The organism is Pseudomonas sp. (assembly GCF_030690725.1).
In the GTDB taxonomy this organism is placed as follows: domain Bacteria; phylum Pseudomonadota; class Gammaproteobacteria; order Pseudomonadales; family Pseudomonadaceae; genus Aquipseudomonas.
Window position 1 is genome coordinate 1 of the sequence record NZ_JAUYGD010000002.1, and the last position, 2,623, is coordinate 2,623.

3 protein-coding genes and 1 pseudogene are annotated in these 2,623 nt (G+C 60.0%); all 4 read right to left on the reverse strand.

From position 1 onward, the window contains the following. Positions 1 to 790: pseudogene (locus tag Q8O69_RS00350) on the reverse strand (cbb3-type cytochrome c oxidase subunit I); the annotation flags it as partial. 380 nt (positions 791 to 1,170) lie between these two features. After that, a complete protein-coding gene (gene ccoP, locus Q8O69_RS00355; protein ID WP_305588899.1) occupies positions 1,171 to 2,109 on the reverse strand; it encodes a cytochrome-c oxidase, cbb3-type subunit III in 939 nt (312 codons plus the stop codon). Continuing rightward, positions 2,106 to 2,291, reverse strand: coding sequence for a cbb3-type cytochrome c oxidase subunit 3 (locus Q8O69_RS00360; protein ID WP_305588901.1), 186 nt, complete (start codon positions 2,289 to 2,291; stop codon positions 2,106 to 2,108). The genes ccoP and Q8O69_RS00360 overlap by 4 nt, the downstream gene beginning before the upstream one ends. 4 nt (positions 2,292 to 2,295) lie before the next feature. Then, a partial coding sequence (locus tag Q8O69_RS00365) for a cbb3-type cytochrome c oxidase subunit II (protein WP_305588902.1) occupies positions 2,296 to 2,623 on the reverse strand: 328 nt, incomplete at its 5' end.

Here is a 2,623-nt window from a genome sequence, read left to right on the forward strand (position 1 = left end):
GGTGTAGTGCAGGTGATGCGGGCCGGCCCAGATGTACAGAGTAATCAGCGCCCAGAAGTGCACGATCGACAGGCGAGAGGAGTAGATAGGCCGCTCGGCCTGCTTGGGTACGAAGTAGTACATCATCCCCAAAAAAGCCGGTGGTCAGGAAGAAGCCCACGGCGTTGTGGCCGTACCACCACTGGATCATCGCGTCAGTCGCACCGGCGTAGGCCGAGTAGGACTTGAACAGGCTCACCGGAACGGCCGCGCTGTTGACGATGTGCAGCATCGCGGTAACCAGAATGAAGGCACCGTAGAACCAGTTGCCGACATAGATGTGCTTGGTCTGGCGCTTGACGATAGTGCCGAAGAACACCACTGCATAGGCGACCCAGACGATACCCAGGAGGATATCGATTGGCCACTCCAGCTCGGCGTATTCCTTGGAACCGGTGAAACCCATTGGCAGGGTGATCACCGCAGCGACGATCACGGCTTGCCAACCCCAGAATACGAATGCGGCAAGGCCATCGGAGATCAGGCGTACCTGGCTGGTGCGTTGCACCACATAGAACGAGGTGGCCATCAGCGCGCAGCCGCCGAAGGCGAAGATCACCGCGTTGGTGTGTAGCGGACGCAGACGGCCGAAGCTCGTCCATTCCATGCCCAGGTTGAGTTCAGGCCACACCAGTTGCGCGGCGATGAAAACACCCAGGCTCATGCCAATGACTCCCCAAATCACCGTCATTACGGCGAACTGGCGAACCACCTTGTAGTTATAAGCAGTCGGACTGATTGCTGTGCTCATTATGGGTTCCACGGTTAATGGATTTTTTAGGGGCAAAAATCGGCGGCAAGTATGTAGAAAGCATGTGCTCATTGCAACGACACAAGCCGGCGCAATAAGGCTTTCAGGGCTGTTGGCAAGCATGCATGGCCGCTTATGCAGGGCATTGCCGCGAGCATAAAACGCCTTAAACAGGCGTAGCGCAAAGATGGGAATCGCCTTGGAGTTATGACAGGTGGCGACTGTCGACAAGATTAGCTCAAGTCAAAGGTCGCGCATGCACTTGGTCGGAAGGGTGCGACCTTGGGTCGCATGGCTCGGACGGCTGTCCGGGCGCGGAAGAGGCTTGCTTGAGTGGCTGGCGACCTGGGGTCGCCAGCCGGCTGCTGCGGTTTTAGCGATTACTGTGCGGCGGCGTTCTGTTGTTTCTGGCTCAGGCTCAGTACATAAGCGGCCAGCAGATGCACCTTGTCGTTGCCCAGATACTGCTCTTGCGCCGGCATCTGGCCATTGCGGCCGTGACGGATGGTCTGTTGCAACTGCACCAGGCTGCTGCCGTAGATCCAGCCAGCCGGGCTGGTCAGGTCGGGCGCGCCGAGCATGGCCATGCCTTTGCCTTCTGCACCGTGGCAGGCCAGGCAGTTGGCGGCATAAATGGCGGCGCCTTTTTCCAGATCGACGCTCTTGTCGGCTGGCAGCGGCAGGCCGGCCAGATCCTTGCGCACAAATGCTGCGACCTGTTGCACGCCGTCTTCACCAATAATTGCAGCCCAGGCCGGCATGGCGCCCATGCGACCATTGAGGATGCTGGTCTTGATCACATTAGGCTCGCCGCCCCAGCGCCAGTGGCTGTCGGTGAGGTTAGGGAAGCCCACTGCGCCCTTGGCGTCGGAGCCGTGGCAGACCGAGCAGTAGGTGGCGAACATGCGCCCGCCCATTTTCAGGGCTTGCTCGTCTTTGGCCACCTCTTCCAGGGGCATGGCCGCGTATTTGGCGAAGATCGGCCCATACAGCTCGTCCGCCTTGTCCACTTCACGCTGCCATTGCTTGACCTGGGTCCAGCCGTCTTCATAGCCCGGCAGTACGCCTTTCCAGTTGCCCAGGCCGGGGTACAGCGCCAGGTAGGCAATCGAGAAGACGATGGTGCCGATAAACAGCATGAACCACCACTTGGGCAGCGGGTTGTCATATTCCTCGATACCGTCGAAGGAATGACCCATGGTCTGCTCGGTTGGGTTCTTGTGCACTTCGCTTTTACGGGTGGCGAAAATCAGCCAGAACAGGGCGAGCAGGGTGCCGACGGTCAGCACTGTGATGTACCAGCTCCAGAACGTGCTCATGGGGTGTTGCTCCTAGGTGCAGCCAGCTTGGGTTCATCGGCAAAGGGCAGAAGGGCGGCCTCATCGAACGTCGTGCGGCGCTTGCCGCTGTAAGCCCACAGGGTCACGCAGACAAACGACAGCAGAACCAGTGCCGTACCAATGCCGCGCAGGGTGCCGGTATCAATAAATTCGAATGACATGGCTCTACCTCTTGTTCTTCACGGCAATGCCGAGCACTTGCAGGTAGGCGACCATGGCGTCCATCTCGCTCTTGCCTTTGACGGCAGCGGAGGCGCCGGCGATGTCTTCCTCGCTGTACGGCACGCCGAGAAAGCGCAGGGCCTGCATCTTCTTGGCGGTGTCCTGGCCATCCAGGGTGCTTTCCACCAGCCACGGGTAGGCCGGCATCTTCGACTCCGGTACCACGTTGCGCGGGTTGTACAGGTGCGCGCGGTGCCATTCATCCGAGTAGCGGCCGCCAACCCGAGCCAGGTCCGGCCCGGTACGCTTGGAGCCCCAGAGGAAGGGGTGG